This is a genomic window from Pantoea sp., from assembly GCF_032114055.1.
GTDB lineage: Bacteria > Pseudomonadota > Gammaproteobacteria > Enterobacterales > Enterobacteriaceae > Pantoea.
Map to the genome: position 1 here is coordinate 175,242 of NZ_DAMCTB010000009.1, position 22,491 is coordinate 197,732.

Consider the following 22,491-nt stretch of genomic DNA (forward strand, 5'->3'; position numbering starts at 1 on the left):
AGTGACAGCGAACAGGGAGCACCTCAGGCCTCGCAGCCGGTCTGTGGCGGATTCTGCTACCGGTAACGTGAACCCATAACATTGCAACAGCGCCTTTCTGATGAAAATGCGGTTTCTCTGATTGTTGCGCTGCGGGGCGGTGCGAAGAAGCCGTCATGCGATGTAAACCGTGAGTGCGCCATACTCCATCCTTAAGCATAGCAGTCAGGACAAATGACGCAGGCAACACTGTAGCAATCCGTGCCCCGTAATTCGGAGGATGTAAAAGGGGAGAGCGGTAAGCGCAGCGCGGGGGCAGACCCGCACTGCGGCGGCGGAGACAGTCAGAGGGGCAGGTTGAGCCAGTTTTTCACCGGCAGGAAATCGCGATAGAGGGCAGCCTCTGGCGAGCCCGCTTCGGGCTGATAATCATATTCCCAGCGCACCAGCGGCGGCATCGACATCAGGATCGACTCTGTGCGGCCGCCGGTCTGCAGACCAAACAGCGTGCCACGATCCCAGACCAGATTGAACTCGACATAGCGGCCACGTCGATAGAGCTGGAACTGGCGCTCGCGTTCGCCAAACGGGTGATTTTTACGGCGCGCCACAATCGGCCGGTAGGCATCGATAAAGCCACGGCCCACCGCCTGCATAAAGCTGAAGCTCTGCTCAAAGTCAGGCGTATTGAGATCGTCAAAAAACAGGCCGCCGATGCCGCGCTGTTCATCCCGGTGCTTCAGGTAGAAATAGTCGTCGCACCACTTTTTATAGCGCGGATAGACATCCTCGCCAAACGGCTGGCAGAGGTCAGCGGCCGTCTGATGCCAGTGCAGCGCATCTTCTTCAAATCCATAGAACGGCGTCAGGTCAAAGCCGCCGCCAAACCACCATACCGGATCGGCGCCTGGTTTCTCGGCGATAAAAAAGCGCACGTTGGCGTGGCTGGTAGGCACGTAGGGGTTATTCGGGTGGATGACCAGTGACACGCCCATCGCTTCAAAGCTGCGACCCGCCAGTTCGGGACGGTGTGCCGTCGCCGAGGCGGGCATCTGATCGCCATGCACATGGGAGAAGTTTACGCCCGCCTGTTCAAACACGGCACCGTTGCGCAGGACACGGCTCTGGCCGCCGCCGCCGCCGGGACGCTGCCAGCTATCTTCGGCAAACTGTGCGCCGCTATCTTCAGCCGCCAGCTGGTTACAAATCTCATCCTGCAGGGCGAGCAGGAACGCTTTTACGCGGGAAATATCAGCCATCTTTTCGCTTATCGTCGGTTTAGTCTGAGCGGATTATACGCCAAACCGCGCCGCTTGCATGAGTGCGGCGCGAGGCAGCGTGCAAACCGGCCCGCCGCATCAGGCGTTGCGCCGGTCAAACTCATCAAAGTAATTCACGATGCCGCTGGCAATCGCAGAGGCGATTTTCTGGCGAAACGCGGTGGTGCCGAGCAGTTGCTCTTCACGCGGATTGGTAATAAAGGAGGTTTCGACCAGCACTGACGGAATAGACGGTGACTTCAGCACCGCAAAGGCCGCCTGCTCCGTATGCTGGCTGTGGAGATGATGCACCGGACGGATCTGATCCAGTACGTGCTTGCCCAGCGTCAGGCTGTTCCTGATGGTGTCGGTCTGCACCAGATCGAACAGAATCTGCTGCAGATAGTGATCCTGCTGCTGCGCTTTCACGCCGCCCACTTTGTCCGCGTCGTTCTCGCGCTGGGAGAGATAGCGCGCCATCGAGCTGCTGGCTCCGCGGTTAGAGAGCGCAAACACGGAGGCGCCGCTGGCCTCGGGACTGGTAAACCCATCGGCGTGGATAGACATAAACAGATGCGCGCCATGCTGATGAGCGATCTCCACACGCTGATAGAGCGGAATAAAGTGGTCGCTGTCGCGGGTCAGACGCACTTCGATACGCGGATGACTCTGAAGCTGACGCTTCACGTTACCGGCAATCTCCAGCACGATGTGTTTCTCTTCCGAGCCCTCTTCGCCAACGGCACCCGAATCGATGCCGCCATGACCGGGATCGATCATCACGATGCGTTTACCATTTTTTGACGGGGAGGCCGGGCGCGGATGACGCGGGCGCTCTGAAAGAGCCGACTGCTCTCTGGCCTGAACCGCACGTGGCGATAAAATGGCCAGAGCCAGCCCGGAAAGCAGTAACTGACGACGGTGAATCAAACGTTTAAGCAGATGCATGTGCGGGTCCGGTAACAAAAATCCTGCCGGTGTTATAGCCTAAGGCTCCGCTGCCTGCGATCACAGAACCATTTCAGGGCATTACTTTGTATTGCAGGCCGCAAACAGAAAATTTGCGCTTTTTTATTTGCCGCCCGTCAGACCAGGGTTGCGTGTAGCAGAGAATGCGTGATAATCAGCAAATTGTGCTTATTTACAGGTAAAGAAGATGGAAATCCGCGCCTTCCGCCAGGAAGATTTTGAAGAAGTGATCACCCTGTGGGAACGTTGCGATTTGTTACGGCCATGGAACGATCCGGAGCTGGATATCGAACGCAAGATGCAGCATGACCCCGATCTCTTCCTGGTCGCGGAAGTGGGCGGGGTGGTCGTGGGTACGCTGATGGGCGGTTACGATGGTCATCGCGGTGCGGCTTATTATCTGGCCGTGCATCCTGACTATCAGGGACGTGGTTTTGCCAATGCCCTGATGAACCGCCTGGAGAAAAAGCTGATTGCACGCGGCTGTCCGAAACTGCACCTGATGATTCGTGAAGAGAACGATCAGGTGGTGGCGTTCTATGAGAAGCTCGATTATGAACCGGTGGATGCGCTGCTGTTTGGCAAACGTCTGATCGAAGATCGTGAGTACTAAACCGTCGCCGCGCTACCTGCCGGACGAATATGACGCCAGAGGGCAGCTACGGCTGCCGTTTCTTTTCTGGCTGATCCTGTTGCTTCAGGCGCGGACGTGGCTGCTGCTGGTGATGGCCGGCGCGTCGCGCCAGCAGGGCAACGATCTGCTGGTGCTCTTCTATCCGGATCGTCAGGCGTTCTGGACAGGTCTGGCGCTGGGCTTACCGGCGCTGGCGGGCATGCTGCTGACCGGCTATCGCCTGCGCCTGCCGCGACTCTGGCAGCACTGGCGCAGCGTGCTCTCGCTGTCGCTGCTGATGAACCTGATCTGGCAGGCGATGCAGTTTGTTCAGGGCGACCTGCTGAATTCGCCGCTGCCGCTGATGCTGACGCTGTTCGACCTGCTGGCGCTGCTCTGGCTGCATTTCAGCCAGCGCTGCCGCGACTGCTTTCTGCCCGAACAGCATCTTAATTAAACTTTTTGGCGCTTTGCGACTCCAATCAGTTCCGCCTTTCCGGCCTCGTATTCACAGGAGTTTTCATGAAAGCTGTTCGTTCCACGTTACTGCTCGCCGCTGTGGTGTTAAGCGGCTGTGCCAGTTCGGGTTCCGGCGCAGACAGCAGCCAGCAGGTAAGCTGGTGGAATCCGCTCAGTTATCACTGGTCCTCGGCGCTGCCGTGGAACTGGTTCGGTGTCTCACTAACTGCCACTGAACAGGGTGTGGGCGGCCTGACAGCCTCGACCGCCATGAAAGAGGACGCGATCAGTGCCGGGCTGAATGGCGACTATACCCTTCGTCAGGGGATGCGCAGCCAGAATGGCCAGGTGGTCTCTTTCTGGCAGGCGCTCAGTGACGGCAAGGTGAAGCTGGTGATTGAGGGGCAGTCGCAGGTCGAGCGTATTGAGGTGATGGACAGCGCGATTGTCAGCCACGATGGCAGTAAAGTGGGTGACGCCTTCAGCGAGAAGTTCACGAAAGCCTTTAACAACTGCACCCTGGCCAGCGGCGCGGATGCACGTGACGTGGCCTGTCGTGCGCCTGGCAGTCAGCATTTGACCTATCTCTATCACGGCAACTGGCATGGACCAGAGGGATTGATGCCATCTGACGATACGCTGAAAAGCTGGAAAATCAGCAAAATCATCTGGCAGCGTTAAGTGCCTGCCTGTCAGCGAGCCGCCCGCGCGGCGGCCGCTGACGCCTCCCCCGATTCTGTTCCGCACACCTCTTATCACCGCCATCGGCTTTTGCTGAATTCAGCATAAACTCTGCCGCCGTCTTATGCTTTTTTCGACTTTGAAATCATCAAACGATATATAAAACCGTTACTCGTTTTCGCTGAGTTATAAATAAACTGATGCTTCAGCGGGCGAGATCCGCATCAAACTTTTTCAGGGTGCCAAATGACATTACAAGCGATGAATAAAGTCGTGAGCGGTATCGCGTTGTCGCTGAGCCTGGCTGGCGCAGTCAACGCCACTGAACTTCTTAACAGCTCTTACGATGTGTCACGGGAGCTGTTTGTTGCCCTGAATGCCCCCTTCGTTAAACAGTGGGACGCCGCGCATCCGGCAGATCCGCTGACCATTAAGATGTCGCACGCCGGTTCATCGAAACAGGCGCTGGCGATTCTGCAGGGACTGCGCGCGGATGTGGTGACCTATAACCAGGTCACGGATGTGCAGGTGCTGCACGATAAAGGCAACCTGATCGCCGCAGACTGGAAAAGCCGTCTGCCGAACAACAGTTCGCCTTTCTACTCCACCATGGCGTTTCTGGTGCGCAAAGGCAATCCAAAACAGATTCACGACTGGTCTGATTTAATCCGCAGCGATGTGAAGCTAATTTTCCCTAACCCGAAAACCTCTGGCAATGGCCGCTATACCTATCTGGCCGCCTGGGGCGCAGCGGATAAAGCGGACGGGGGCGACCAGGCTAAGACCCGGGCCTTTATGGCGCAGTTTCTGAAAAATGTGGAAGTGTTCGACACCGGCGGCCGCGGCGCGACCACCACTTTTGCCGAGCGCGGGTTGGGCGACGTGCTGATTAGCTTCGAGTCGGAAGTGAATAACATTCGCAACCAGTACGGCAAAGATGAGTATGAAGTCATCGTGCCGAAAACCGATATTCTGGCGGAGTTTCCGGTTGCCTGGGTGGACAAAAATGTCGCCCTCAACAACACCACAGCGGCCGCCACTGCCTATCTGAACTACCTCTACACGCCAGAAGCGCAGAATATCATCACCGGTTATTACTATCGCGTAAATAACCCTCAGCTGATGTCGGCGCAGAAAGATCGTTTTCCGCAGACCACGCTGTTCCGGGTAGAAGAGGCGTTTGGCGGCTGGGATAAGGTGATGAAGACTCATTTCGCCAGTGGTGGCGAGCTTGACCAGCTCTTAGCGGCGGGGCGCGAATGATGTTTGCAGCCAGCCATAAACGCGTTCTGCCTGGTTTTGGGCTCAGCCTCGGCACCAGCCTGCTCTTTACCTGCCTGATTCTGCTGCTGCCGATCAGTGCAGTCATCATGCAGCTGTCTCAGATGACGCTGCAGCAGTACTGGGATGTGGTGACCAATCCGCAGCTGGTGGCAGCCTATAAAGTAACGCTGCTTTCGGCCGGCGTCGCCTCCCTGTTTAATGCCGTTTTCGGCATGCTGATGGCGTGGATCCTGACCCGTTATCGCTTCCCGGGACGCGCGCTGCTGGATGGCCTGATGGATCTGCCGTTTGCTCTGCCGACCGCCGTGGCGGGTCTGACGCTGGCCGGACTCTTCTCTGTCAGCGGCTGGTACGGACAGTGGTTTGCCCATTTCGACATCAAAATCTCCTACACCTGGATTGGTATCGCCATTGCGATGGCTTTTACCAGCATTCCGTTTGTGGTGCGTACCGTTCAGCCAGTGCTGGAGGAGTTAGGCCCGGAGTATGAAGAGGCGGCCGAAACCTTGGGCGCTACGCCGTGGCAGAGCTTCCGCCGCGTCGTGCTGCCGGAAGTGGCCCCGGCGCTGCTGGCAGGCACGGCGCTCTCGTTTACCCGCAGCCTGGGGGAATTCGGTGCCGTCATCTTTATCGCGGGCAACATTGCCTGGAAAACGGAAGTAACGTCACTGATGATTTTTGTCCGTCTGCAGGAGTTCGACTATCCGGCGGCCAGCGCCATCGCGTCGGTTATTCTGATGGCCTCACTGATTCTATTGTTTGCGATTAACACATTACAGAGCCGCTTTGGCCGTCGTCTGGGAGGCCACTGATGGCTGAGGTTTCGCAACTTAATCACGCGGCGCGTCAGCCGGTGAACTGGGCCAAATGGCTGCTGATTAGCATCGGGGCGCTGGTTTCGATTCTGCTGCTGGTCGTGCCGATGATCTCTATCTTCTGGGAAGCACTGAATCAGGGGCTGATCGCGGCCCTCAGCAATCTTTCTGACCCGGACATGTTGCATGCGATCTGGCTGACGGTAATGGTGGCGCTGATCACTGTACCGGTTAACCTGGTATTTGGCACGCTGCTGGCCTGGCTGGTTACGCGCTTTACCTTCCTGGGGCGCCAGCTGCTGCTGACCCTGTTTGATATTCCTTTTGCAGTGTCGCCAGTGGTGGCGGGGCTGATGTATCTGCTGTTCTGGGGCGTTAATGGGCCGGCGGGCGGCTGGCTGGATGCCCATAACATTCAGATTATGTTTTCCTGGCCGGGCATGGTGCTGGCGACCGTGTTTGTGACCTGTCCGTTTGTGGTGCGCGAACTGGTACCGGTAATGCTGAGTCAGGGCAGCCATGAAGATGAAGCGGCGGTGCTGCTGGGCGCTTCCGGCTGGCAGATGTTCCGGCGCGTAACGCTGCCGAACATTCGCTGGGCGCTGCTGTACGGCATTGTGCTGACCAATGCCCGTGCGATTGGTGAATTTGGTGCGGTCTCAGTGGTTTCGGGATCGATTCGCGGTGAAACCTATACTTTGCCGCTTCAGGTTGAATTATTGCATCAGGACTACAACACGGTGGGCGCCTTTACCGCGGCCGCGCTGCTGACCCTGATGGCAATTGTGACGCTGTTTCTAAAAAGCATCCTGCAGTGGCGCTTAGAGCAGCAGCACAAACGTCTGCAACAGGAGGGAAATCATGAGCATTGAGATTAACAAGATCAACAAATCCTTTGGTCGCACCTCGGTGCTGAACGATATCTCTCTGGATATTGCCTCGGGTGAAATGGTGGCGCTGCTTGGCCCATCAGGCTCGGGTAAAACCACGCTGCTGCGCATCATTGCCGGGCTGGAGCATCAGAACAGCGGTCAGATCCGTTTTCATGGCACTGATGTCAGCCGCCTGCATGCGCGCGATCGTCAGGTCGGGTTTGTTTTCCAGCACTATGCACTGTTCCGCCACATGACCGTCTTCGACAACATCGCCTTTGGTCTGACCGTCCTGCCACGCCGTGAACGTCCTTCTGCGGCGGAGATCAGACAGCGTGTTACCCGTCTGCTGGAGATGGTGCAGCTGGGCCATCTGGCGAACCGCTTTCCGGCTCAGCTCTCGGGCGGTCAGAAACAGCGTGTGGCGCTGGCGCGAGCGTTAGCCGTTGAGCCGCAAATCCTGCTGCTGGATGAACCTTTCGGTGCGCTGGATGCACAGGTGCGAAAAGAGCTGCGCCGCTGGCTGCGTGAGCTGCATGAAGAGCTGAAATTTACCAGTGTATTTGTGACCCACGATCAGGAAGAGGCGATGGAAGTCGCCGATCGCGTGGTGGTGATGAGTCAGGGTAATATCGAACAGGCTGGCACGCCAGACGATGTGTGGCGTGAACCGGCGACCCGCTTTGTGCTGGAGTTCCTGGGGGAAGTGAATCGCTTTGATGGCGAGATCCAGGGATCGCAGTTCCACGTCGGCGCGCACCACTGGCCGCTGGGCTACACCTCTGCCCATCAGGGTGCGGTTGAGCTGTTCCTGCGTCCGTGGGAGATCGACGTGTCGCGACGCAGCAGCCTGGAAACGCCTCTGCCGGTTCAGGTACTGGAAGTCAGCCCGCGCGGTCATTTCTGGCAGCTGGTGGTTCAGCCTGTTGGCTGGCAGAGCGAACCCTTCTCGCTGGTGTTTGAAGGTGAGCAGACGGCCCCGATTCGCGGTGAGCGTCTGTTTGTGGGGTTACAGCAGGCACGCCTCTATAAGGGCGACAAGCCGCTGCGCGCAGTTGCCTTTGCGCAGAGCGCCTGATATTTTCACATCAACAGCGGGCGGGAGTGTCACTCCCGCCTTTTTTTCGCCTCTCGTTTGTAACAGGCCAGGAACCACACCGTGACGACTCTTGAAAACACCATCGGCAATACGCCGCTGATTAAACTGCAGCGCCTGACGCCCGCCAACGGCAGTGAAGTCTGGCTGAAGCTGGAGGGGAATAACCCGGCCGGTTCGGTGAAAGATCGTGCGGCCTGGTCGATGATCCATCAGGCGGAACGGCGCGGAGAGATTTCACCGGGCGATCAGCTGATCGAAGCTACCAGTGGCAACACCGGTATCGCGCTGGCGATGATCGCGGCCATGAAAGGGTACCGTCTGCGTCTGCTGATGCCGGACAACATGAGTCAGGAGCGGCAGGATGCCATGCGGGCCTATGGTGCGGAGCTGATTCTGGTGCCCCGGGAGCAGGGTATGGAAGGCGCCCGCGATCTGGCCCAGGCGATGGCTGCACGCGGTGAAGGCCGGGTACTGGACCAGTTCAACAATCCCGACAATCCGCTGGGTCACTATCAGACCACCGGCCCGGAGCTCTGGCAGCAGTCGAACCAGCGCATGACCCATTTTGTCTCCAGCATGGGTACCACTGGCACGATCACCGGCGTCGGACGCTACCTCAAAGAGCAGAACAGCGGCGTGCAGGTAATCGGTCTGCAGCCCAGCGAAGGCAGCAGCATTCCGGGCATCCGCCGCTGGCCGCTGGCCTATCTGCCGGGAATCTACCGACCCGATCTGGTGGATGACGTGATGGACATGACGCAGAAAGAAGCGGAAGAGACGATGCGGGAGCTGGCACGGCGCGAAGGGATTTTCTGCGGCGTCAGTTCGGGCGGCGCGGTCGCGGGGGCATTGCGTATTGCACAGACCAATCCTGGCAGCGTGGTGGTGGCGATCGCCTGCGATCGTGGCGATCGTTATCTCTCAACCGGGCTCTATCATCAGTAACCCTGACTGAGACGGCATCAGACCTGTGTGCGTTTACCGCCCACAGGTTTTTTTTTCGCCAGAATTGCCCGCTACGGGGATAATGAATCTGTAAGGATCGCGTAAATCAGGCTGCGTGAACGTCAGCGACAGGACAAAATAGCGCCAGTTCTGCTGAGAGATAACCATGAAAATTTTGCTTGTTGATGATGATGTTGAATTAGGCACGATGTTAAGCCAGTACCTGATTGCAGAAGGGTTCGACGCCCAGCTGGTTCTCACCGGCAGCGCCGGAATAGAGGGGGCGCTTTCGGGCGCTTACACCGCCCTGATTCTGGATATCATGCTGCCTGATATGAGCGGTATTGACGTGTTGCGCCAGGTGCGCCAGAAAAGCCGCATACCGGTGATTATGCTGACTGCCAGGGGCGACAATATCGATCGGGTAATCGGTCTGGAGATGGGCGCGGATGATTATATGCCTAAGCCCTGTTATCCGCGCGAACTGGTGGCGCGTCTGCGTGCGGTATTACGCCGTTTCGAGGAGCAGCCACCGCTGCCCGAGTCGAAAGAGCCGCTGCGCTGGAGCGAGCTTTCGCTCAATCCGGCTACCCGCGTGAGTGAATGGCAGGGCAGGCCGTTTGACCTGACCGCCTCGGAATTTAACCTGCTCGACCTGCTGCTGCGCGCGCCGGACAGAGTGGTTTCAAAAGATGAGCTCTCAGAGAAGGGGCTGGGCCGCCCGCGTGAAGCCTATGATCGCAGTGTCGATGTGCATATCAGCAACATCCGTCAGAAGCTCAGTGCGCTGACCGCAGACAGTATTAACATTGAAACCGTCCGCAGTATCGGCTATCGCATACGATGAGGCAGAACTACCGGGGACGCATGTTCTGGAAGATCTTCATCGGCTTCTGGATCGTGTTTGTCATTATGAGCCAGCTGATCTGGCTTGGCTTTACGCTGTCAGGTAAACGGCATGATCCGCCGGAAATCGTCGCGATTCGGCGCATCGTCGATTTGCAGATGACCTCTGCCGCGTCAGTGCTGGAGCGCAGCGGGCCTGAGGCGCTGACGGCGATGCTGTCGGACTGGAGCGAAGGCGACCGGCAGTTTTTCCACGTCACCCAACTGGCACAGCCTCCGTCCGCTGAGAATCGCGTGAATCAGGCTATCCACGGGCGCTTCCCTGAAGAGGTGGTACGCTGGGTGCAGGGCGCCGATGGCAAATCCTATCAGCTGCGCTACGACCTGGATGGCATTCGCAAAGACAGCACCATGACCCGGATGCCGCGCCGGTTTCTCAACATTCCTGAACCGATGTTTATTTTTGCCGGTTCAGTGGGGCTGCTCTTTAGCCTGCTGCTGGCCTGGAATCTTACGCGTCCCCTGCGTCAGCTGCGGGAAGGCTTTTCCCGGGTCGCGGAAGGGGATTTACGCGTCCGGCTTTTTCCAGTCATGCGCAGGCGCCGCGACGAACTCTCTACCGTTGCTGAAGCTTTTGATGCCATGGTTGAGCGGCTGGATACCCTGGTACGCGCCCGTGAAGAGCTGCTGCATGATATCTCGCATGAGCTGCGTTCACCGCTGGCCCGGCTGCAACTGGCCACCGGACTGGCGCGCCAGACACCCGAAAATGTTAACAGTTCGCTTGATCGCATTGATGAAGAGGCGCGCAGGCTGGATAAAATGATCGGTGAGCTGCTGACACTGTCACGGGCCGAATATGAAAGCATTCCGGATGAGCAATATGTCGATCTGACCGGTCTGCTGCAGGCCGTGATCGCCGATGTCCGCTATGAAGCGCAGGTGCCTGGCGTGCAGGTAGCCCTTCAGGTTGACGGTCGGGTAGATTACACCGTCCGTGGTAATGCGGAGCTGATACGGCGCGCGACAGAGAATGTGCTACGCAACGCGTTGCGCTTTTCTCCGCCGGGGCAACAGATTGAGGTATATCTGCGAACGGAACAGCAGTGGCTGGTGATTCAGGTGCGCGATCAGGGACCGGGCGTTGATGAGGAGAAACTCTCCAGCATCTTTGACCCGTTTGTGCGGGTTAACTCGTCGCTGATGGGAAAGGGGTATGGTCTGGGGCTGGCTATCGTGCGCAAAGTGATACTGGCACATCATGGTGAAGTTGAGGCCCGGAATCGGCCAGAAGGGGGACTGGAGCTCACACTGCGTCTGCCACGCTGGCGGCCCTGAGAGAGCACAGCAGAAACAATAACGGCACCCGAAGGTGCCGTTATGTTACAGATAAACGCTTACTTTCTGATGCGAATCACCGGAGTTTCACCCACGGTCACCTGGCCAGACAGCTTAATCAGTTCCTTGATTTCATCCATGTTGGAGATGACAACCGGCGTCAGGGTTGATTTTGCTTTCTCTTCCAGCAGTGGCAAATCGAACTCGATAACCACATCGCCTTTTTTGACCTTCTGGCCTTCTTCAGCGATACGCTTGAAGCCTTCGCCTTTCAGTTCAACGGTATCGATACCGAAGTGTACGAACAGCTCAATGCCGTTGTCAGATTCAATCGAAAAAGCATGATTGGTTTCAAAAATCTTACCGATAGTCCCATCAACAGGCGCAACCATTTTGTTGCCGCTGGGCTTGATGGCAATACCGTCGCCCACGATTTTTTCTGCAAACACCACATCTGGTACGTCTTCAATATTCACGATTTCGCCTGACAGAGGCGCTACGATATCAATAGTCCCAGCGCTATCCGTTTTTTCGCCAAAAAGTTTAGAAAACAAACCCATGATCTTCTCCTAAGCAGTAATTTGGGGCCAGCATCATGCAGATTAGCAGAGCGTTTTTTCCTTAATGAATTTGTTAACCAGATTCATTAAATCTTCCGCTGTCGGTTGAGCCAGGGCCTGCTCTGCCAATGCCTTCGCATCTTCAAAGTTAGTATTACGAATGATTTTCTTGATGCCAGGGATAGAAATGGCACTCATGCTGAACTCGTCCAGCCCCATTCCCAGTAACAGTAGTGTAGCACGTTCATCACCTGCCAGCTCACCACACATGCCGGTCCATTTACCTTCAGCGTGAGATGCATCAATGACTTGCTTAATTAAGTTAAGCACAGACGGCGTCATTGGATTGTACAGGTGTGAGATCAAATCATTACCACGATCGACCGCCAGAGTATACTGCGTCAGATCGTTTGTGCCGATACTGAAGAAGTCGACTTCCTTCGCCAGATGATGCGCGATTACAGCCGAAGCTGGCGTTTCCACCATAATACCGACTTCAATGCTTTCATCAAAAGCTTTGCCTTCTTCACGCAACTGCGCTTTCAGCAATTCCAGCTCTGCTTTCAGGCTGCGGACTTCTTCAACTGAGATAATCATCGGGAACATGATGCGCAGTTTACCGAAAGAGGAGGCGCGCAGGATGGCGCGCAGCTGCGCATGCAGAATCTCTTTGCGGTCCATGGCGATACGGATTGCGCGCCAGCCGAGGAACGGGTTCTCTTCTTTCGGCAGGTTCATGTAGGGCAGATCTTTGTCACCGCCAATATCCATGGTACGCACGATGACGGCCTGTGAGCCCATCGCTTCAGCAACGGCTTTATACGCCTGGAACTGCTCTTCTTCGCTTGGCAGCGAGTCGCGGTCCATAAACAGGAATTCGGTGCGGTAGAGGCCCACACCTTCTGCGCCATTGCGTTCAGCACCAGCGATATCGCGCACGGTACCGATGTTGGCGCAGACTTCAACCTGATGGCCATCCAGCGTGACGGCTGGCAGATCCTTCAGCTTGGCTAACTCATGTTTTTCCGACAGATACTGGTTCTGTACGGCTTTCAGCTCTTCCTGAATCGCTTCAGAAGGATTGACGTGAATCGTGTTGTTGACGCCGTCCAGAATCAGGAAGTCACCGTTTTTGATTGCGGTGGTGACGTTGCCGGTACCAACAATCGCCGGAATCTCCAGCGAACGCGCCATGATAGAGGTGTGTGAAGTACGGCCACCCAGATCGGTAATAAAGCCCAGCACCTTTTTCAGGTTCAGCTGTGCGGTTTCTGACGGCGTTAAGTCTTTGGCCACCAGAATGGATTCTTCCTGAATCGCGCTCAGGTCAACGATGTGCAGACCGAGGATATTTTGCAGCAGACGCTTACCAATGTCGCGAACATCAGCCGCACGCTCTTTCAGGTATTCGTCATCTAACTCTTCCAGGGCTTTCGCCTGGCCATCAATGACCGAGTAGACAGCGGCATCGGCAGACGCGTGATCTTTTTTGATCAGGTCGATGATTTCCTGCTCCAGCTCTTCATCTTCCAGCAACATGATGTGGCCTTCGAAGATCGCTGCTTTCTCTTCACCCAGGGTTTCACCCGCTTTGACGCGAATCGCTTCCAGTTGTGTGGCCGCTTTACTACGACCATCAAGGAAGCGCTGAACTTCCTGATCAACCTGGTCATCAGAAATTTTCTTGCGGTTGATGACGATCTCGTCTTCTTTCAGCAGCAGTGCTTTGCCGAAAGCGATACCTGGTGATGCTAAAATGCCTGAAATCATAACGCTACCTTTTAATCACGATGGCTGATGGGACTCTTTGCGGTGCCATTGTCGCGGGACACGTACTCTACGAAAGCAATAACGCGGACAGGTTGTCCGCGATCAAGATGTTTGCACTCAATGGCGCAGAGGAGTCGATTTGCTGGAGAGCTGAGCGGAGATTACTCCAGTTCAGCCATCAGTTTGACCAGATGCTCAACGGCCTTCTGCTCATCTTCACCTTCTGCAGACAGTGTCACAACGGTGCCCTGAGTCAGACCCAGAGTCTGCAGTTTGAACAGGCTTTTCGCACTGGCTGATTTACCGTTAGAGGTCACAGTAATTTCTGACTGGAAAGCTTTGGCTTCTTTAACGAATTGCGCCGCTGGGCGAGTGTGCAGGCCGTTTGGTGCAGTAATGGTAACTTCTTGCTGGAACATTCTATTTCCCCAACGTTATCAGAATGAGTTTTATGGATCTAAAGTCTAGCCTGGAGCCTCTACTTTAGCCTGTGTCGGTGCGCGGGTATAGCATCCTGCTGACCAAAGACGCCTCTGCGTCAATACGACAATCCGTTGCGTCTCAAAACCGATTCTACACGTCACCGGTTAATTATGCCGTGATTCGCCGTTTCACTGAATCCGTAAATCGATTCAGCTTGATCCACTTCAAAGGCGGATTAATTTCAGGCATCGAAATAATTGGCAGTCTAAATACCAGAGCGGCATCACTGAAATCAATCTGCCGGGTGATGAAAGTGAGATCTGCGCCACAAAAAAGCACCCGTGCGGGTGCTTTTTTACTCATTTTAAGACTTTCGCCGCGACTAAGGCTGCAGCTCTTTTTCGGTGAAAAGATCGGCAAACAGCGCGGTGCTCAGGTAGCGTTCACCGGAAGAGGGGAGGATAACGACGATATTTTTATTGGCGAACGTCTCATCTTCCTGCAGCTTCAGCGCAGCGGCTACGGCAGCGCCGGATGAGATACCCGCCAGGATACCTTCCTCTTCCATTAACCGGCGCGCCGTGCTGATCGCCTCTTCGTTGGTAATCGCCACGACGCGATCCACCAGGTTCAGCTCGAGGTTACCCGGAATAAAGCCTGCGCCGATGCCCTGAATCTTGTGCGGGCCCGGTTTAATCTCATCACCCGCCATCGCCTGGGCAATCACCGGAGAGTCGGTTGGTTCGACCGCAACGGTAATCAGATCTTTTTTACCTTTGGTGTTTTTAATATAACGACTCACGCCAGTCAGCGTGCCGCCGGTGCCGACACCGGCGATAAAGACATCGACTTCGCCATCGGTGTCTTCCCAGATTTCCGGACCCGTGGTTTTTTCATGAATTTCCGGGTTAGCCGGGTTACTGAACTGCTGTAGCAGGACATATCTGTCCGGATCGCTGGCCACAATCTCTTCCGCTTTGCCGATAGCGCCTTTCATGCCTTTAGCACCTTCGGTCAGCACCAGCGTCGCGCCCAATGCTTTCAGCAGCTTGCGCCGCTCCACTGACATGGTTTCCGGCATGGTCAGCGTCAGTTTATAGCCACGTGCGGCCGCCACATAGGCCAGAGCGATACCCGTGTTACCGCTGGTCGGCTCTACCAGTTCAACTCCGGGTTTCAGAATACCGCGTTTTTCTGCGTCCCAAATCATATTGGCACCGATACGGCATTTAACGCTGAAGCTCGGGTTACGGGATTCAACTTTCGCAAGAATGCGGCCGTTACCGATGCGGTTCAGTCGAACCAATGGCGTATGACCAATTGTCAAAGAGTTGTCTTCATAGATCTTACTCATAGCCTGCCCTTAACTGTATGAATTATTGGGAACCCTATGAGCATACCTGTTCTGCCTGGGTGCGGAAGGAAAGAAATCGTATATCTATATGTCACCCGGCAATAAGCCTCTCTGAAAAGAGCATAAGGCGTAGTGCTGGTTTTAGCGCACATCACTGCGGGCCAGTTGCGACCGATAACGATCGACCCACATGGCTGTCGCACCACAGACTGCGACCGGCATGATGACCAGGTTCAGTACCGGGATCATGGTGAACAGGCTGGTCAGCGCGCCAAACTGCATGTTGGCCGTTTTGTGCTGACGCAGGGCGTTACGCATCTGCCGGAACGGGACTTTATGGTTGTCGAACGGATAGTCGCAATACTGGATAGAGAGCATCCAGGCGCTGAACAGGAACCAGAGCACAGGCGCAATGGTCTGACCAAAGCCGGGAATAAAGTAGAGCAGCAGCAGACCCAGCGCGCGGGGCAGGTAGTAACCCAGCTTCTGGAGTTCCCGCTTCATAATGCGCGGAACATCTTTGACCATTGCTGCCCAGCCACTGTCAGGCAGCGGCTTGCCGGTCAGACGCCCTTCAAGTTGCTCTGCCAGCAGGCCGCAGAATGGGGCGGCGATCAGATTGGCCAGCGTCGAAAAGAAGTAACTGAACACCAGCACAATGGCAATGACGGACAGCGGCCATAACAGATAACTCAGCCATTGCAGCCAGTCGGGAATATGCGCCATCAGGCGCGGGATCCAGTCGCCCAGCCGATAGAACAGCCAGACGAAAGCACCGCCCAGCATAATGATGTTGATCAGCAGTGGCATCACGACAAAGCGCCGAAGGCCAGGCAGACGCACCAGTTTCCAGCCCTGGTTAAAGTAGTGCATGCCATTAAAATCTGAGACGGAATTCTCACGGGCCATAAAGCCATTTCTCCTGAAGGTGTGAAGGCGCGCTCACTATAACCTGGCTTTTTCGCCAGACCAGATGCCGTTTGGGTAAAAAAACAGCGAAAAAGCGTGGGTTATCTATCTTATTTGTCAGAAAATAGTGCACAGACTTGCACTTGTGTAGCAGGGCAAATACAGTTAGAGGATAAAGTTTGCCGCGGTGGCAAGGTATTGGAACAACAGAGAATACAATGATGCAGGATTTGCGTCTGATATTAATCGTTGTTGGCGCGATCGCCATTATAGCGCTCCTTCTTCACGGACTGTGGACCAGCCGTAAAGAGCGTTCGTCAGTGTTTCGCGATCGCCCGCACAAACGTCTGAAACAACGTGATGACCTTGATGAGCAGGACCTGACCGACGACGAAGATGACGGCGTCGGCGAGGTTCGTGTGCGTTCTGAGCGCAGCGTACATCAGGAACCCCGTTTCGATGAGATTCGTGAGCCTCAGCCAGAAGCGCCGCGTAAGCAGGCGCCTGCCGAGCCTGTGCGTCAGCCTGCGCCACGTCCCGCACCGCAGCCTGAGCCTGAGAGCGACCCGCTTTTCAGTTCAGCACCGCAGCCTGCTCCGCAGCCGCGCCCTGAACCGGCTCGCCAGCAGCCTGAACCGGCTCGTCAGCAGCCTGCGCCGGCTTTTGTCGCGCCGCCTGTGCAGGCCGATCCGCTGCTGGACCTCGATCCGCTGGAACCGGTACAACCTGCACCGCCGTTCCAGGCAGAACCTGAGCCGCAGCCTGCGCAGCCCGAACCGGCTCCGGCGCCCGCACCGAAAGCTGCAGCAGAAAAACCCAAAGAAGCCGTGCTGGTTCTGCATGTTGCTGCTCACTCCGGTGGTGAACTGAACGGTGAAGCATTGCTGCAGGGTATTCTGCAGGCAGGCTTCCAGTTTGGCGAAATGAACATTTTCCATCGCCATCTTAGTCCGGCAGGCAGCGGGCCCGTGCTGTTCAGCCTGGCTAATATGGTGAAACCTGGCTCGTTCAATCCCGATCTGATGACCGACTTCAGCACCCCGGGCATCTCTATCTTTATGATGGTGCCCTCTTATGGCGATGCGAATCAGAACTTTAAACTGATGTTGCAGTCGGCACAGCGTATTGCTGATGATGTCGGTGGCGTTGTGCTGGATGATGAGCGTCGTATGATGACGCCGCAGAAGCTGGAAACCTACAAAGCGCGAATCCGCGATGTGGTTGGCGTCTGAGAACTGTGCTAATCACATTCTGAACTGTTAAAACAAACCCCCGCCTGTCGGGGGTTTTTTATCTGATGGGGCTTTATGAAATCCGTTCAGGATCACATCACCGAACTGCGCACCACGTTGCGCCATCACGAATATCTCTATCACGTTATGGATGCGCCGGAAGTACCGGATGCTGAATATGATCGGCTGATGCGCGAACTGCGCCAGCTGGAAGAGGATCACCCTGAGCTGATTACGCCGGACTCGCCCACCCAGCGCGTCGGGGCGGCACCGCTGACGGTATTTGAACAGGTGCGTCATGAGGTGCCGATGCTGTCGCTGGACAATGCCTTTGATGAAGCCACGTTTATGGCCTTTAACAAGCGCGTACAGGATCGGCTGAAAAGCAGCGATGACCTGACCTACTGCTGTGAACTCAAGCTTGATGGCGCAGCGGTTAGCCTGATGTATGAAAATGGCCTGCTGGTTCGTGCCGCGACGCGCGGCGACGGCACCACCGGTGAGAATATCACCGCCAATGTCCGCACCATCCGTGCGATTCCGCTGCGGCTGAAAGGTGACAATATTCCTGCCCGGCTGGAAGTACGCGGTGAAGTCTTTATGACGCAGCGCGGCTTTGAAAAGCTGAATGAAGAAGCGCGCCGCACCGACGGCAAAGTCTTTGCGAATCCACGTAATGCAGCAGCGGGTTCTCTGCGTCAGCTGGATCCGCGCATCACTGCCAGACGTCCGCTGACCTTTTTCTGCTACGGTTTTGGCCTGCTCGAAGGCGGTGAAATGCCGCACAGCCACATGGGGCGTCTGCAACAGTTCAAAGCCTGGGGCCTGCCGGTCAGCGATCGTATTAAGCTGGTGCATAACGCGGAAGAAGCCCTGGCGTTCTACCGCGATATTGAGCAACAGCGGCCGACGCTCGGATTCGACATCGACGGCGTAGTGATCAAGGTCGATTCCCAGGCGCTGCAGGAGCAGCTGGGCTTTGTGGCGCGCGCCCCGCGCTGGGCGATTGCGTTTAAATTCCCGGCACAGGAGCAGCTGACCTGGGTGCGGGATGTTGAGTTCCAGGTCGGGCGCACGGGGGCGATTACGCCTGTCGCGCGTCTTGAGCCGGTGCAGGTGGCGGGCGTGATTGTCAGCAATGCAACGCTGCATAATGCGGACGAGATAGAACGCCTGGACTTGCGTATCGGCGACCGGGTAGTCGTTCGCCGTGCAGGGGATGTGATCCCGCAGGTGGTCAACGTCGTCACCGCTGAGCGCCCTGAAGAGACGCGGGAAGTGGTCTTTCCCACTCATTGTCCGGTCTGCGGCTCCGAAGTGGAGCGGGTCGAAGGCGAGTCGGTTGCGCGCTGCACCGGCGGGCTGATCTGCGGTGCTCAGCGTAAAGAGGCGCTGAAGCATTTTGTCTCACGGCGGGCGCTGGACGTGGATGGCATGGGCGATAAGATTATCGATCAGCTGGTTGAGAAAGAGTATGTCAGCACGCCAGCCGATCTGTTCCGGCTTACGGCGGGCAAGCTGACCGGGCTGGATCGCATGGGGCCAAAATCGGCGCAGAATGTGGTCGACGCGCTGGAAAAAGCGAAATCAACCACCTTAGCGCGTTTCCTCTATGCACTGGGGATCCGCGAAGTCGGTGAAGCCACCGCAGCAAACCTGGCTAACCATTTTGGCGAGTTGCAGAAGGTGATGGATGCCGATCTGGATGCGCTGATCGCGGTGCAGGATGTTGGCAAAGTCGTCGCAACTCACGTGCGCAACTTTATGGAAGAGGAGAGCAACCGCGAGGTTATCCGCCAGCTGACGGAAGAGATCGGCGTGCACTGGCCGCAGGTGGTGGTGGTGAAAGCTGAAGAGATAGACAGTCCGTTCGCCGGTAAAACCATCGTGCTGACCGGCTCACTGTCGCAGATGAACCGCGATGATGCCAAAGCGCAGCTGATCGCGCTGGGCGCTAAAGTCAGCGGCAGCGTGTCGAAGAAAACCGATCTGCTGATCGCCGGTGAAGCCGCCGGGTCAAAGCTCGCGAAAGCGCAGGAGCTGGGCATTGAGGTGATTGATGAAGCCGAAATGATTCGTTTGCTGGGTGCCTGAGATGGATGAGCATCAGCTGGCGGCGATAGCCAATACGCCAATGCCGTTTGGCAAATATAAAGGGCAGATGCTGATTGATCTGCCGGAACCTTATCTGCTCTGGTTCGCCCGCAGTGGCGACTTTCCATCCGGTCAGCTGGGCGATCTGAGGCAGCTGACGCTGGTCATCAAAACAGAGGGTCTGGAGGGGTTAGTCAGGCCGCTCCAGACCCGCAGCTAACCGCGCCCGCGCAGGCGGGCACGGTTATTTCTGTGACTCCATCACGGACGCTTTCATCTGCAGCGCCTGCTGTTTCTCATTGCTCTTCTTATAGCGTCCGGCAATAAATGAGCAGACCATCAGCTGCACCTGATGGAAAATCATCAGTGGCAAGACAATCATCCCCACCGTACTGGCCGGGAACAGGATGTTGGCCATTGGCACACCGTTCGCCAGACTCTTTTTCGAACCACAAAACAGCACGACGATCTCATCGGCGCGTTTAAAGCGGAACAGGCGTGACGCCAGCAGATTGATAATCAGTACGGCGGCGAGCAGCAGGAGGGAACCTGCAATGATCCACATCAGCGTTGTCAGCCCCACGCGATGCCAGATGCCATTGACCACCGCTTCACTGAAAGCAGAGTAAACCACCAGCAGGATTGAGGTCTGGTCGGTTTTACCAATCAGGCTGCGATGTTTCTCAACCCAGCCACCAATCCAGCGACGTGAGAGGTGTCCCAGCATGAATGGCACCATCAGCTGCAGCATAATCTTACCAATCTGTTCCAGGCCATCGCTGGGCGCGCTGCTGTGAATATCCATTACCAGATTGACCAGTAGCGGCGAAATAAAGACACCCAGCAGGCTGGATGCCGAGGCGCTGCAGACAGCGGCCGCAACATTACCGCCAGCCATTGAGGTAAACGCGATAGCGGACTGGACCGTGGCGGGCAGAATGCAGAGATAGATAAAGCCGGTATAAATTTCCGGGCCGACATCCACCGGATGCCACCACACCAGCAGCAGGCCCAGCGCCGGGAAGATGACGAACGTACTGCACATGATCCAGAGATGCAGCTGCCAGTGGCTGCTGCCCGCGATGATCTTTTCCCGTGACAGCTTGGCGCCATGCATAAAGAACAGCAGCGCGATGGCAGCCGTTGCAAGATAGCTGAAGATATCAACATAGATCCCTTTTGCGGGCAAAAAAGTGGCCAGCAGCACGGTAATGATGAGTTTTACCATCATCGGGTCGAGCTTTAAAAAACGCATTGTTAAATTCCGGTAAATTTTTCAATAGCGCGATTGTGCGCGAAATGTTTTTAGAAATAAAATTGATTTATTGAATTAATCTATGAGAAGAATCGATGAATTATACTTTCCGGCAGCTTCGTACCTTCATCGCCGTTGCGCATTACGGGGGATTCAGCCAGGCGGGGCAGGCGATAGGTCTGAGTCAGTCGGCGGTCAGTCACAGCATTAAAGAGCTGGAGGCAGAAACCGGCGTGCGGTTACTGGATCGCACCACCCGTGAAGTGATGCTGACTGAAGCCGGTAAACAGCTGGCATCACGCATGGAGCGGCTGCTGGAAGAAATTCACACAACGCTGCTGGATATCCGCAGTTTTGGTGAGCAGCGCAGCGGCACGGTCAGAGTCGCGGCAAGCCAGACCATTTCGGCCCATCTGATGCCCCAGTGTCTGGCCGCGAGCCAGCACCACTTTCCTGATATCAAAGTTATCCTGCACGATCGTGCCCAGCACTGGGTGCTGCAGAGTGTACGTAACGCGGAAGTGGATTTCGGGATCGTCATCGGTCCGCTCAGCGACACCGATTTCGACAGTATTGCGATTCTGGATGAGCCTTTCCTGCTGTTATGCCGTGAAGATGATCCGCTGGCGCAGGTGGAAAGGGCGACGTGGTCGATGCTGGAAGGGCGGACGATGGTGCTGCAGGATTACGCCTCTGGCAGCCGGGTGCTGATTGATGCGGCGATGCAGAAGCAGAATGTCAGAGCCGAAGTCGTACAGGAGATTGGTCATCCCGCGACACTGTTTCCCATGGTTGAAGTGGGAATTGGCATCAGTATTCTGCCCGCGCTGGCGTTGCCTTTGCCCGCCGATCGTGCATTAACAGTGCGGCGCATTTATCCGGAAATTAACCGTAGCCTGACGCTGATAAAACGCAAAAATCGCTCGCTGACGCCTGCTGCTGAAGCTATCTGGCAGGAAGTGCGCCAGCAGGCGGCGCTGCTGGCGCAACAACGTGTGGCCAGGCCTGCATTTTAGAATCAGATATAAACGTTCACCTGATTAGCATCGGTTGGACGGTTAATACCATCTGCCTTTTTCTCACTGACTGGCATCATGTCACCCTTCGGCTGATCCTGTTCGGCCTGGGTCTGTTCCAGCTGCGCAATCTGTGCCTGAATCATGGTGATTTGTGACTGATACATCTGCTGCATTTCTGCTTTCTGTTCGTCAGTCAGCTCTTTATTGTCCGCCAGCTCTTTAACCTGCGTTAAGACGTTCTGAATCTGCTTATTCAGCGCAGAGATTTGTGAGGCGATACTGCCGCCACCGTTGTCACCGCCACTGACAGCACTGCTTAAAATTCCGGAAATTGAAGACATCATTTTCTCCCTGTAAGTCGTCACCTGGGTTATCGGCACGCAGCGGAACGACTTGAGTGTCTAGGGCGTTAAGATCGGGTAAATGTGGTCGTGGTATCAGAATGAAAAAAGCGCCTTAAAGGCGCTTTTTTCTGAATGGGTGGGGCGTGCAGGATAGCCATCGGCCCGATGGGCCTTGCCCTGCGGGTGAGGCTGTCGCCTCAGCCTGAATCGCAGGCGATTCAGTCGGACCTGCTGCAGGTTCTCATCCTGCCCGGTTATCTCCGTGCTTCAGAAACGAAAAAAGCGCCTTAAAGGCGCTTTTTTCTGAATGGGTGGGTCGTGCAGGATAGCCATCGGCCCGATGGGCCTTGCCCTGCGGGTGAGGCTGTCGCC

Annotated in this window: 24 protein-coding genes and 1 other RNA gene; 14 read left to right on the forward strand and 11 right to left on the reverse strand. The window is 56.1% G+C overall.

Features of this window, described 5'->3' with window-relative positions:
• Positions 1 to 323: 323 nt before the first annotated feature.
• Both hemF and amiA read right to left on the reverse strand, forming a co-directional pair.
• Positions 324 to 1,238, reverse strand: coding sequence for an oxygen-dependent coproporphyrinogen oxidase (hemF, locus tag RT657_RS15505; protein WP_313655508.1), 915 nt, complete (start codon positions 1,236 to 1,238; stop codon positions 324 to 326).
• Positions 1,239 to 1,337: 99 nt separating this feature from the next.
• The gene (gene amiA, locus RT657_RS15510) at positions 1,338 to 2,186 is read right to left on the reverse strand and encodes an N-acetylmuramoyl-L-alanine amidase AmiA (protein ID WP_313655509.1); all 849 of its coding nucleotides are present in this window, start codon (positions 2,184 to 2,186) and stop codon (positions 1,338 to 1,340) included.
• A 208-nt stretch (positions 2,187 to 2,394) separates the two neighbouring features.
• On the opposite strand from amiA, the gene RT657_RS15515 reads away from it, so the two are divergent.
• The 10 genes from RT657_RS15515 to RT657_RS15560 all read left to right on the forward strand — a co-directional run bounded on the left by RT657_RS15515 (position 2,395) and on the right by RT657_RS15560 (position 11,159).
• Positions 2,395 to 2,820: a GNAT family acetyltransferase gene (locus tag RT657_RS15515; protein ID WP_111139352.1), complete on the forward strand. Its 426-nt coding sequence runs from the start codon at positions 2,395 to 2,397 to the stop codon at positions 2,818 to 2,820.
• Complete coding sequence (locus RT657_RS15520) at positions 2,810 to 3,277, forward strand: DUF2919 domain-containing protein (protein ID WP_313655511.1); 468 nt, start codon at positions 2,810 to 2,812, stop codon at positions 3,275 to 3,277. Before RT657_RS15515 ends, RT657_RS15520 begins: the two co-directional genes overlap by 11 nt.
• Positions 3,278 to 3,342: 65 nt before the next feature.
• A complete protein-coding gene (locus tag RT657_RS15525; protein ID WP_313655512.1) occupies positions 3,343 to 3,960 on the forward strand; it encodes an RpoE-regulated lipoprotein in 618 nt (205 codons plus the stop codon).
• A gap of 261 nt (positions 3,961 to 4,221) precedes the next feature.
• Positions 4,222 to 5,223: a sulfate ABC transporter substrate-binding protein gene (locus RT657_RS15530; protein WP_409521010.1), complete on the forward strand. Its 1,002-nt coding sequence runs from the start codon at positions 4,222 to 4,224 to the stop codon at positions 5,221 to 5,223.
• Positions 5,223 to 6,056 carry a sulfate/thiosulfate ABC transporter permease CysT gene (gene cysT, locus RT657_RS15535; RefSeq protein ID WP_313655546.1) on the forward strand — a complete coding sequence of 278 codons (834 nt, stop codon included), beginning with the start codon at positions 5,223 to 5,225 and terminating at the stop codon, positions 6,054 to 6,056. The genes RT657_RS15530 and cysT overlap by 1 nt, the downstream gene beginning before the upstream one ends.
• Positions 6,056 to 6,931, forward strand: coding sequence for a sulfate/thiosulfate ABC transporter permease CysW (gene cysW / locus RT657_RS15540; protein ID WP_313655515.1), 876 nt, complete (start codon positions 6,056 to 6,058; stop codon positions 6,929 to 6,931). The genes cysT and cysW overlap by 1 nt, the downstream gene beginning before the upstream one ends.
• Positions 6,921 to 8,009 (forward strand): sulfate/thiosulfate ABC transporter ATP-binding protein CysA, encoded by a 1,089-nt coding sequence (gene cysA, locus RT657_RS15545; RefSeq protein ID WP_313655517.1) that lies wholly within the window; start codon positions 6,921 to 6,923, stop codon positions 8,007 to 8,009. The genes cysW and cysA overlap by 11 nt, the downstream gene beginning before the upstream one ends.
• A gap of 81 nt (positions 8,010 to 8,090) precedes the next feature.
• On the forward strand, positions 8,091 to 8,975 hold the full coding sequence (cysM, locus tag RT657_RS15550) for a cysteine synthase CysM (RefSeq protein WP_313655519.1): 885 nt from the start codon (positions 8,091 to 8,093) through the stop codon (positions 8,973 to 8,975).
• Between the two features lie 166 nt (positions 8,976 to 9,141).
• On the forward strand, positions 9,142 to 9,822 hold the full coding sequence (locus tag RT657_RS15555) for a response regulator transcription factor (RefSeq protein WP_313655521.1): 681 nt from the start codon (positions 9,142 to 9,144) through the stop codon (positions 9,820 to 9,822).
• Entirely contained in the window at positions 9,819 to 11,159 is a 1,341-nt protein-coding gene (locus tag RT657_RS15560) for an ATP-binding protein (protein WP_313655522.1), read from the forward strand. Before RT657_RS15555 ends, RT657_RS15560 begins: the two co-directional genes overlap by 4 nt.
• A 59-nt stretch (positions 11,160 to 11,218) precedes the next feature.
• On the opposite strand, the gene crr is transcribed toward RT657_RS15560, so the two are convergent.
• From crr to cysZ, 6 genes are all read right to left on the reverse strand, one after another.
• Complete coding sequence (crr, locus tag RT657_RS15565; protein WP_008926530.1) at positions 11,219 to 11,719, reverse strand: PTS glucose transporter subunit IIA; 501 nt, start codon at positions 11,717 to 11,719, stop codon at positions 11,219 to 11,221.
• A 42-nt stretch (positions 11,720 to 11,761) separates the two neighbouring features.
• The gene (gene ptsI / locus RT657_RS15570; RefSeq protein WP_313655524.1) at positions 11,762 to 13,489 is read right to left on the reverse strand and encodes a phosphoenolpyruvate-protein phosphotransferase PtsI; all 1,728 of its coding nucleotides are present in this window, start codon (positions 13,487 to 13,489) and stop codon (positions 11,762 to 11,764) included.
• A 161-nt stretch (positions 13,490 to 13,650) separates the two neighbouring features.
• Entirely contained in the window at positions 13,651 to 13,908 is a 258-nt protein-coding gene (gene ptsH, locus RT657_RS15575; protein ID WP_003848868.1) for a phosphocarrier protein Hpr, read from the reverse strand.
• 172 nt (positions 13,909 to 14,080) lie between these two features.
• Positions 14,081 to 14,275, reverse strand: a complete 195-nt coding sequence (locus tag RT657_RS15580) for a hypothetical protein (protein WP_313655525.1) — start codon at positions 14,273 to 14,275, stop codon at positions 14,081 to 14,083.
• Between the two features lie 19 nt (positions 14,276 to 14,294).
• Entirely contained in the window at positions 14,295 to 15,266 is a 972-nt protein-coding gene (cysK, locus tag RT657_RS15585; protein ID WP_313655526.1) for a cysteine synthase A, read from the reverse strand.
• Between the two features lie 141 nt (positions 15,267 to 15,407).
• Positions 15,408 to 16,175: a sulfate transporter CysZ gene (gene cysZ / locus RT657_RS15590; protein WP_293772843.1), complete on the reverse strand. Its 768-nt coding sequence runs from the start codon at positions 16,173 to 16,175 to the stop codon at positions 15,408 to 15,410.
• Positions 16,176 to 16,393: 218 nt separating this feature from the next.
• Here cysZ and zipA point away from each other — a divergent pair, with 218 nt between their 5' ends.
• From zipA to RT657_RS15605, 3 genes are all read left to right on the forward strand, one after another.
• The gene (zipA, locus tag RT657_RS15595) at positions 16,394 to 17,407 is read left to right on the forward strand and encodes a cell division protein ZipA (protein WP_313655527.1); all 1,014 of its coding nucleotides are present in this window, start codon (positions 16,394 to 16,396) and stop codon (positions 17,405 to 17,407) included.
• Between the two features lie 75 nt (positions 17,408 to 17,482).
• Positions 17,483 to 19,501 (forward strand): NAD-dependent DNA ligase LigA, encoded by a 2,019-nt coding sequence (ligA, locus tag RT657_RS15600; RefSeq protein ID WP_313655528.1) that lies wholly within the window; start codon positions 17,483 to 17,485, stop codon positions 19,499 to 19,501.
• A 1-nt stretch (position 19,502) separates the two neighbouring features.
• Entirely contained in the window at positions 19,503 to 19,721 is a 219-nt protein-coding gene (locus tag RT657_RS15605; RefSeq protein WP_313655530.1) for a putative quorum-sensing-regulated virulence factor, read from the forward strand.
• A gap of 24 nt (positions 19,722 to 19,745) precedes the next feature.
• On the opposite strand, the gene RT657_RS15610 is transcribed toward RT657_RS15605, so the two are convergent.
• Positions 19,746 to 20,756 carry a bile acid:sodium symporter family protein gene (locus RT657_RS15610; RefSeq protein ID WP_313655532.1) on the reverse strand — a complete coding sequence of 337 codons (1,011 nt, stop codon included), beginning with the start codon at positions 20,754 to 20,756 and terminating at the stop codon, positions 19,746 to 19,748.
• 95 nt (positions 20,757 to 20,851) lie between these two features.
• Between RT657_RS15610 and RT657_RS15615 the strand changes: the two genes are divergently transcribed.
• Positions 20,852 to 21,772 (forward strand): LysR substrate-binding domain-containing protein, encoded by a 921-nt coding sequence (locus tag RT657_RS15615; RefSeq protein ID WP_313655533.1) that lies wholly within the window; start codon positions 20,852 to 20,854, stop codon positions 21,770 to 21,772.
• Between the two features lie 2 nt (positions 21,773 to 21,774).
• On the opposite strand, the gene RT657_RS15620 is transcribed toward RT657_RS15615, so the two are convergent.
• Together RT657_RS15620 and RT657_RS15625 are read right to left on the reverse strand one after the other, a co-directional pair.
• A complete protein-coding gene (locus tag RT657_RS15620; protein WP_313655534.1) occupies positions 21,775 to 22,116 on the reverse strand; it encodes a FlxA-like family protein in 342 nt (113 codons plus the stop codon).
• A 137-nt stretch (positions 22,117 to 22,253) separates the two neighbouring features.
• Positions 22,254 to 22,385, reverse strand: a non-coding RNA gene (locus RT657_RS15625) — RtT sRNA.
• Between the last annotated feature and the right edge of the window lie 106 nt (positions 22,386 to 22,491).

Coding starts and splice junctions, on each gene's coding strand:
- hemF (WP_313655508.1), bottom strand. CDS start 1,238: ATGGCTGATATTTCCCGCGTAAAAGCGTTCCTGCTCGCCCTGCAGGAT.
- amiA (WP_313655509.1), bottom strand. CDS start 2,186: ATGCATCTGCTTAAACGTTTGATTCACCGTCGTCAGTTACTGCTTTCC.
- RT657_RS15515 (WP_111139352.1), top strand. CDS start 2,395: ATGGAAATCCGCGCCTTCCGCCAGGAAGATTTTGAAGAAGTGATCACC.
- RT657_RS15525 (WP_313655512.1), top strand. CDS start 3,343: ATGAAAGCTGTTCGTTCCACGTTACTGCTCGCCGCTGTGGTGTTAAGC.
- RT657_RS15530 (WP_409521010.1), top strand. CDS start 4,222: ATGAATAAAGTCGTGAGCGGTATCGCGTTGTCGCTGAGCCTGGCTGGC.
- cysT (WP_313655546.1), top strand. CDS start 5,223: ATGTTTGCAGCCAGCCATAAACGCGTTCTGCCTGGTTTTGGGCTCAGC.
- cysW (WP_313655515.1), top strand. CDS start 6,056: ATGGCTGAGGTTTCGCAACTTAATCACGCGGCGCGTCAGCCGGTGAAC.
- cysA (WP_313655517.1), top strand. CDS start 6,921: ATGAGCATTGAGATTAACAAGATCAACAAATCCTTTGGTCGCACCTCG.
- RT657_RS15555 (WP_313655521.1), top strand. CDS start 9,142: ATGAAAATTTTGCTTGTTGATGATGATGTTGAATTAGGCACGATGTTA.
- RT657_RS15560 (WP_313655522.1), top strand. CDS start 9,819: ATGAGGCAGAACTACCGGGGACGCATGTTCTGGAAGATCTTCATCGGC.
- crr (WP_008926530.1), bottom strand. CDS start 11,719: ATGGGTTTGTTTTCTAAACTTTTTGGCGAAAAAACGGATAGCGCTGGG.
- ptsI (WP_313655524.1), bottom strand. CDS start 13,489: ATGATTTCAGGCATTTTAGCATCACCAGGTATCGCTTTCGGCAAAGCA.
- ptsH (WP_003848868.1), bottom strand. CDS start 13,908: ATGTTCCAGCAAGAAGTTACCATTACTGCACCAAACGGCCTGCACACT.
- RT657_RS15580 (WP_313655525.1), bottom strand. CDS start 14,275: ATGAGTAAAAAAGCACCCGCACGGGTGCTTTTTTGTGGCGCAGATCTC.
- cysK (WP_313655526.1), bottom strand. CDS start 15,266: ATGAGTAAGATCTATGAAGACAACTCTTTGACAATTGGTCATACGCCA.
- cysZ (WP_293772843.1), bottom strand. CDS start 16,175: ATGGCCCGTGAGAATTCCGTCTCAGATTTTAATGGCATGCACTACTTT.
- zipA (WP_313655527.1), top strand. CDS start 16,394: ATGATGCAGGATTTGCGTCTGATATTAATCGTTGTTGGCGCGATCGCC.
- ligA (WP_313655528.1), top strand. CDS start 17,483: ATGAAATCCGTTCAGGATCACATCACCGAACTGCGCACCACGTTGCGC.
- RT657_RS15605 (WP_313655530.1), top strand. CDS start 19,503: ATGGATGAGCATCAGCTGGCGGCGATAGCCAATACGCCAATGCCGTTT.
- RT657_RS15610 (WP_313655532.1), bottom strand. CDS start 20,756: ATGCGTTTTTTAAAGCTCGACCCGATGATGGTAAAACTCATCATTACC.
- RT657_RS15615 (WP_313655533.1), top strand. CDS start 20,852: ATGAATTATACTTTCCGGCAGCTTCGTACCTTCATCGCCGTTGCGCAT.
- RT657_RS15620 (WP_313655534.1), bottom strand. CDS start 22,116: ATGTCTTCAATTTCCGGAATTTTAAGCAGTGCTGTCAGTGGCGGTGAC.